Below are 8,217 nucleotides of genomic sequence, written 5' to 3'. Positions count from 1 at the left end.
TCTATGTACTCGAAGATCGTTTGGCGCATCTGCTCTCTCATCATAATCGGTTCATGTTGGATCGCTTCAACTTTCATAGAATGGAAGAAGCTCTCAACACAAGCATTGTCCCAGCAATTTCCTTTCCTGCTCATACTTTGTTTTAGATTATAAGTAGTTATGAGGTCTCGATAATCTTTTGAGCAGTACCGCTGTTTTTCAAGCAAGTTGTCGTCTTTTTTACAATTTAGTAACGTCAATGATTACGCTGCACACTTTTCAGGGTTCAAGTACACCTCATCGATATAACTCCAGTCTCTCGTTTGCCGACTCCATCTGCCTGGATGAGTCAATTGAGCACGTCGGTAGACTTGCATGCGCTGTCGGAGAATTTCATTATCCTCCCCGCAATGCCTCTGCTGAGGTGTTACATACTTTATGCCACTGTGTTTATGCTCATTGTTATACCAATCAACAAAATTACCAACCCAACACCGAGCGTCTTCAATGGAAGAAAACCCATCCATTGGCCATGAAGGACAATACTTTATTGTTTTGAACAACGACTCAGAGTATGGGTTGTCATTGCTTACTCTTGGCCTAGAGTAAGAGCTTACAACCCCAAGGTCATACATCTTTGCAAGCATGGTGTAACTTCTCATAGGAGCACCGTTGTCAGAGTGCAAAGTAATGTTGCCTTGCACACACTTTTCCCGCCATGCTGTTCTTTGGAGTAACTCCGCTGCATATTCGCCTAGCTCCTGATCATACACTTCTGCACCTACTACTTTTCTACTGAAGATATCCATTATCAAATAGAGGTAATAGTGCTTCCCTCGTATTTTGGATGGCAGATAACTGATATCCCAGCTCCATACCTGATTTGGTTTGCAGGCTTTTTGAACCTTTGGTCGAGAAGGACTTATGCCAGCTTTGTTACGAGTTCGCTTACCTAGCTGGTTGTTTGCTTTTAATACACGATAAAATGTGGACTCTGAGGCAATGTAAATGCCTTCATCAGCCAACATTGGAACGATGATATTCGGCGGTAAATCGGCATACTCTGGTGTATTGCAGATATCTAATATCTGCTGCCTTTCGGCTTCTGATAGCTTATTATGAGGCTCGTGCTGCCGAGGATGCTGACGCATATCACTTGTGATTTCGGCAGAGTTCCGTGTCCAACGCTGGAACGTTCGTATTGATAACCCAACGGTGGAACAAGCCTTTGTCTTTGTTGCCCCTTTACGTACAGCTTCATCAACAAGCGTGACTATTTTAAGCCGCTCTGAGATAGGAATCAGTCTTCCTCGTTGATTTCCCAGAGGGCATTGAACTTTTCCCGCAAAACCAGTAGTGCAGCCGTTTCAGCAAGTGCTTTCTCTTTACGTGCCAACTCCTTCTCCAACGCTTTTACCTTTCTGCGTTCCTCACGTAGTTGCTTATTTTCTTTGTGTGATATTGAAGTTGATATTGCGCTCTGCGCCTTGATAGATAGTGCTCGCCAGGTTTTAACGTCATCGACAAATAACCCTTTAGACCTACAGTATTCAGCTAACTCGCGTTCAGACATTGTTGCAGTTTCAATCACTATGAAAAACCGCTGCTCCGCTGAATAATCAGTAGTAGTATTTTCTAACGGCGGCTCTGTAGACAATAGGCCGCTTTCAACAAGTTCATTTCTCCACTTAGATACCACGGAAGGACTCACATCTAATTCTTTAGCAATTCTTCGATGAGACCAATTATATGGTGGTAACAGCCAAGTTTGACCTTTCGTTTTCACATCAATTGGAACTGGATTAGCTGGCATAGTTATCTCCTTAAAAATCTAGGCGACAACTATGCTGACACAGGGGGGAAACGAGCGATCGCAATCACCGAAATACGCATGGCGGCCTTTTTTACAATTTCTAGCTCTTCGGTTTGCTCAGCCAACTGCCTTTTGAGCTTGGCAACCTCTGCGGCTAGCTCTTGCTCTCGCTGACTCGTATTGGTGTCTTTCTTCGAGTTCTTCCACCACCCATAGATTTGAGATTCATGTAAAGAAAGCTGTCTTGCTGCGGCAGCTACTCCGACTTTCTCTGCTAGCTTCAGAGTTTCTGCTTTAAATTCAGGGGAATGTTTAATTCTAGTTTTCTTAGTTGTCATTGTTCACCTCGTTAGTGACTGTACTCACTTAACTCGGTGTCCAAAACTGCTGGGGCGGATCATATTGCATAGAGCCCCCCAGCTAGGCTCTGTATCTTGATCACAAGTCATATCTCAAGAGATTTAGCGAGTAGGTACCCTCCGAGAGTGGTTTGCAACTTGAACCATCCTTTTCAAAGCCTTTCCCAGTCCACTCGAGCATTTCGCTTGGAGTCGTGCCATCCGGCAAATTTTCCAAGATTAATGTAAGCCCAATAGACAGTTGGAGCTTGGCGTGGTGGCTTTGTCTTTTCTTGTTTTGACCACAGCAGTTTCCAAGCTGGGGGCTTAGTAACTTTTGACAGCTTTGCTTCTCTGCTTCTGTTCTATTTAGACCAACATATCGCAACTGATGCACTCTTACAGCTATGAAGGCCGGTATGCTAAAAGCTCGTTCTAACTTTTATATGAATAGCCAATAATCGTAGGAAACTCACAAAAGCTCTTGTCCTTTGTGGGGTGAAGATCTTATTACCATTTTCGTCATGTCGTTCATTATCAAATTTAGCTTGTAATACATGGATATTGATTGTGCCTGGTGGGTGGTATTTTAAATATTTACCGTCATCACTTATGGTCGTTTTAAATTTTCTTGATCTTTTTATGTGAGCAGCAAATTTTTTAGGGACGATAACTTCTATGTGTATATTAGGAAAAATCTTTCCGCTAATTGTTGTATACCAGAATTTCAGGTGCTTTTTATATTCATCTAACTGGCTAATATTGCAGTCTTTCTCTCTAGGGAAGTACCACTTAATTTTAACATGGCGCTCAGTTAACCCTATCACTTGCATCAATTTTAGTAGTAGAAGGGCGGCATTTTTGTTGTGGGTACGAATTAAGTTGTCTTTAGAGCCGACGAGATCTGTTAGTATTTTAGCTAATTCTTTGAAGTTAAAACTGGCTGGTATTAGCTCTTTTTTTTCTGCAGCTTCGAACAACTCTACGAGAGCATTAATTGCTTTTATGTTGCCCCTGTTCAGTTTGGTATAGTTAACTAAAGGCGCTAGTTCATATTTGGAACGACGCAATGATGATTGAGTGATTTGTCCGTCTGCCCGCAAAACTGACAGGACTGACTCCTCATCAATTTTTAAAATGTATGAAACATCATTTGTTTTATGTCCTTCAGCCAAGAGACAAACTATATCCCAAACGGAGCGTAAGGAGACGCTTTGCTTGAGTTCCATATTTGGAATAATTACTAATTCGTGAATAGCAGTGTTTATACATGACTTATCAATTTCAGGTTTATATTCGATCGGATATACGCTTGTAAGTTCTTTTTTGGAATCTGGTATTGAGAGTAACCTACCTTGTTCATCTATACGTATTCTCTGTCCCCAGAATCGGCGAAGTAGAGATGGTGACGGGCGGTGTTTAGCAAATATTGTACGTCGAACAAGCTCACTGATATGAAAATAAGATGACGTAGTTACATCAGGTGAAGAGTGTCCTAGTAATCCAGATAGCGCCCAGAATTTTTTACGAGAAAAAGGCGATATTGCTAAACGCTTGCACAGCCTTTGAGAAGAATTAAGAGAAAAATAAGGGTGCTGACAAAAATCAACCTCGGACAGTTTTTTTAACACGATAGGATTCAATAGAATCCACGTCCAATTACAAAAAGAGTGCCTGCAGTGATGAAAGCGTATATTTGGTTCGCCGATAACAATTTTCATAATGTTGGTAAGAAGAATTAGAGATTCATTCAACTGACTGCTGTCACCAAATATTAATGACTTCCCCCGAGTGAACTTTGTTTTCTCGACGATTATAAATTCGATCAAAAACTCAAGTGGTGCTTCTGGCCAAAGACTATCAAGAGGAATATTTCTTGAACTTTCGCTCGATTTCAACTCTCGGTATTTATTCGGTCGAATGTGCAGGTTCGCATAATGATTACCTGCGATAGCGATATCTGCGAACTGTAATCCCGCGATTTCGCCGCGGCGTAACCCACTATAAAATCCAAAGCAGAAACATAGCTTAGCCACCCTAGATGTCGGCGTGTCGAGCTCATCACATGCTTTAATGATTTTATCTGCTTCTTGTTGGGTGATTAGGTTCGCATTGATTGCGTGTGATGTAGATGAAATATCGATATCCGATAGACATAAGTTAGTCACAAGCCCGCTTTCAATAAGATACTCAGCCAAATAGAGTACGTATACCTTTTTAGTGGAAGTAATGTGTTCTGCAATAATGTTAAGTTTTTCTGCCCAATCTAAATGTTCCATTAGTTTTGGATCGCAGCCGGAAAATTCTTGGATAAACGGTCCAGCGATATAAGTGACATAGGCTCTAATAGTTGTTAACCGAAGGCGTTTTTTATATTTGCCACCGAACTTAAGTAGCTGATATAGCCAAGACAAGACCAACCAGCTCCATGGCGTTGCTTTGGCGATATCATTGGTTTCTAGCCACACCCTGAGTTCATCTTGTAACGTCTTGTTTATATTGATACTTTCTTTAAGAGATGTTTTTACCAATGGCTTAATAAAGTAATTAATGAGTTCAAGTTGTTCAGCTGTTGTAACCTCTTCTTGATCAACCGTTGTTTTTTTTCTCAACTGCTGTGCTGAGTTAGCGCAAGCAGATAGCCAAGCTACTTTCTGCCTAACGGTTATTCCACTTTTTTTGTCGTCTTCCTTCGTGATATCTTGCCGAACTCTTTGACCTGAAACTAATCTAAACAGTGAGATTTGCGAAATGGAGGTCGTTCTAAACGCACCTTGGCAAACAGAATATTCTATGGGGCTTGAGGTTAGGATGAACTCATTTTTCAGAAATGCGCGTAGGTCTATAAAACTCAGAGTATAATTGAAGGGAAGCAATCGGTTTTTATAGAGTTGTTTATTCATTTCTCCCATAACGTCGACTTTGGTTGTAGGACTAGCATTCCAATGGGCGGTAAGTAGTAGCTCAGCCATAGATGACAACCAATACCGCTGATTGTTTAGTTCGACAAACCAATGATTTTTGACTCGATAAAAATTGCATTCTTTAGCTAGTATCGCTTTAACATCTTTAGAACGGTCGATCCCTTCTTTTAATGCTAGCCATATAATGAGGATGGCTTGATTTTGTTGTGGGCTATCTAAGAAAATCGCTAACTGAGATTCATTTTCAATAAGTTCATAAATGTTAGCTTGCAAACGAGACATTAAAAAATCATCAGGCTTGAGAAGAGGTATATCTTGTTTTATCTCGTAAGTTTGACTAATAGCTGGCGCTGTTATTTTTAAATTCTTCTCAATTACGCATAACAGTAGCTCCAATAGCTTTAGTTGAAGATTGTGATGCTCAAAGGTTTTGCTAAAACTACCTTGTATTTTTCGAAGAGAGCTAGGCTGTATGGCGTTATCTTTTACATGAGCATACCTTTGCGTGAGTAAATAGACTTTATTAATAAGGTTTAGTTTATCCGCTGTACTTAGCTTTTCGTTCTCTGTCAGCTTTAAGTAGTCTTTAACTTCTTCTTGAGCGGCAACTAGATAATTAGTTTCTATTTCTTCGGTTAGTAATCGGTTTAGGCCGCTCATCGTTAGACTCTTTTTCTTGTTATTAATGAAGGGATAGCCTGCCAACCGATGTCCGTCAGCATCTGATTGAGAATTGGGCTTAAAGTTTCAATTGCTTCACAGTGAGTTAATGATGAATAGCGTTCCAGAGGCGTTTCTCCAGTTACCCAATGACCCAATTGAAATTTAATGAGTTCTTGGTGGATATTTTCCTTTTGCAAATAGCGGCGGACGTAATGGCGTCCAAAGTTAAGTGGTAAGTTAATGTGTTTACTTAAGCTCGAAGGGCCGGAGTTTTTCGTCTGATAGATGGTGTCATCATCTTCGACAGCAGTGAATAAGAAAAACACACCGTCATTAGATTGCGAGTTTTTGACTGATAAGAACCATTCAGTACGCTCTACTTTATTTGATAGGTCAAGTAGTTGGTGCTCACATGTATGAGCATAAAGCTGTTGAGATTGCATTGGGTATAAATTGCTGATGAGATTTGCGAGTGTTTGAGAATGCTGTTTATAGTGCCTTAATTGTGATTCAAGCAGCGAGGGACAGGCAATGACTCGAGTATGTGAGAAGGTTTTCGCTGAATCTTTATCTGAAATGCAGAGTGCTCCGTAGCGTAGCAAAAGCAGATCAAAACTAGGCATAGGATTATATACAGCACGATAACCCGAAGCGTTTATCAGCATGATTAGCGTGTAAATAGTGTATTGATTGTGGTAGTTCACTAACTCTTTGATATTTTTAACTACTTCAAATGCAGTATAAGTATGTAGTTTGCGAGTGTGCTCTGATACCCAATGGATTATAGCTTCTTTGGTTGGTGTGAACTGAGATCCTATTCCACGCTCATCAAGGTCTAGTTCAAGAGTGCCGAACAGAGGTGATTGGAATTCAGGGCTATAGAACTTGATTTGATTGAATATATCTGACCAAAGTTCTTGAGCTTTATTGTTAAGCTCCGTTTCTGAATACCAAGCATAGTGTCGAGGGGAGCGGCTGTAGTAGCTTATTTCTCCTCGTAGAATTTCTAGTATGACTGGGTCGTTTTTCTCTAGAGCTATTGTTCTGTTGATTAAGTAATTCTCTATGCGCTGAAGACTAATCTGGCAATGATAGCGTTTATTGAGCGCCTTCAAAAAAAGCTTAATGGCTTTTCTAAAAGTGTTTACGGAATGTTTACCTGACAGTTTGCTCCCCAATGTGATTCCACTGCGAGACAACGACTCGAAAAGAAAAATAGGTAGATGTATGGAAGCAACGGTTTTGGTTTTCAATAAATTTGCATTATTGGAATGTTTTCCTCGATCCGCTGTAGGTCTAGGGGCAACTTTTAATATTAACTTATCTCTTTTTATCGTTAGACCTATGTGGCTATTGTCGTTCTTATTGCAGGTTGGTACACAGCATGCGTTATCTAGGCTTCGACCAGTGATAAGAATAAAGGTTAGCAGGCATTGAACGTGGCTTTTTGCGACCTTTCCAATTAGTGTATTGCTATGCGAGTTTAACGCCTGCCATAGATGGAAAAGTTCATGTGGTTGAAGAATATTACGACTGACAGGAGTAATGTTGTGACTACGGCGAACATCTCTAGATATGCCTCGGCTCTTACTTGCAATTTTTGCAGTATCTTTGATAACCGAGACATCCGGTAATTCGTGAGTAGGCTTCGGTAGTATTGGCTGTTCAGTTTTGATAATAGCCAGCCCGGGATAATCTTCGTTCGCTGTTATCCCTGAATCAACTAGTGATTGTTTTAACGGCCTCTTATTTAACGATGCAGTAAACAAGTTGTCAGACCCTACAATTCTTTCAATTTTTCGGCGACTAAATGATGACCGAATGATTTTCTTTGAAGAACGCTCTATGTACGTTCTTTTCTTCCAGTCCAAGCGGTAAAAATGTTCTAACTCTCTTAGATAGTTAATATGGCTTGATGCAATTGGCTCATCGACAAAGTCATCTGTATCATTTTCAGAGGTTAGTGATTGGCGATAGGCTCTAATATTGTCGGCTGTTTGTACTACTGAGTTTGAATCGAAACAGGCGCGATCTGTCAGTGGGTCTGTATACAAAAGCCTGAAGGCTCTGATTGATTGTTCAGTGTGGTTGTGTTCAAAGATAACCGGTTCATTGTCATAGTAATGCTTTAGGAAGAAAAGTAATGCGGACGCTGACTCCGGCGACAGATGTTCATAAAAAACGAAAAGAAGTGAAAAGAGGGGACGTTTACTCATCCAACCTTTGGCATGTACTCCGTTACTATATTGCGAATAATATGATTCCCCAATGTTTGTGAACAGTTCGAGTAACACATTTATTCTTGTTGCGTTTAGTTCAACTAAAGAACAGAAATGTTCAGGATGGGTAGTGAAGAAATATTCAAGAACCGTATGTACCTTTTGTAAGCCTCTAAAGTCGTTTGGGCAATCGATGAGTTCTAGTAGCTTCTCTAGATCTTCTAATAAGCTATCATGTGCGTGAGGAAGTAGTAGTTTGATTGTAAGCGCCCCATGATCCC

Annotated in this window: 3 protein-coding genes and 3 pseudogenes; all 6 read right to left on the bottom strand. The window is 40.5% G+C overall.

The features are described from left to right. A pseudogene (locus PL85_RS17840) lies at window positions 1-191 on the bottom strand (IS3 family transposase); the annotation flags it as partial. 51 nt (window positions 192-242) lie between these two features. After that, window positions 243-1,792 (bottom strand): IS3 family transposase gene (locus PL85_RS17835; protein ID WP_410001431.1). Its coding sequence is split into 2 segments (ribosomal slippage): window positions 243-1,324 and window positions 1,324-1,792, totalling 1,551 coding nucleotides; the frame shifts between segments, so codons are not numbered across the junction. 86 nt (window positions 1,793-1,878) lie between these two features. After that, window positions 1,879-2,130, bottom strand: a pseudogene (locus tag PL85_RS17830) (transposase); the annotation flags it as partial. A 107-nt stretch (window positions 2,131-2,237) separates the two neighbouring features. After that, window positions 2,238-2,569 (bottom strand): annotated as a pseudogene (locus PL85_RS18930) (IS4 family transposase); the annotation flags it as partial. After that, the gene (locus tag PL85_RS19115) at window positions 2,553-4,409 is read right to left on the bottom strand and encodes a tyrosine-type recombinase/integrase (RefSeq protein ID WP_232471682.1); all 1,857 of its coding nucleotides are present in this window, start codon (window positions 4,407-4,409) and stop codon (window positions 2,553-2,555) included. The gene PL85_RS19115 and the pseudogene PL85_RS18930, both read right to left, overlap by 17 nt. Window positions 4,410-5,716: 1,307 nt before the next feature. Continuing rightward, a partial coding sequence (locus PL85_RS17820) for a hypothetical protein (protein ID WP_194573138.1) occupies window positions 5,717-8,217 on the bottom strand: 2,501 nt, incomplete at its 5' end.

The sequence above is a fragment of the Vibrio anguillarum genome (genome assembly GCF_001989995.2).
In the GTDB taxonomy this organism is placed as follows: Bacteria; Pseudomonadota; Gammaproteobacteria; order Enterobacterales; family Vibrionaceae; genus Vibrio; species Vibrio anguillarum.
This window is presented reverse-complemented; position numbering and strand designations above follow the sequence as displayed.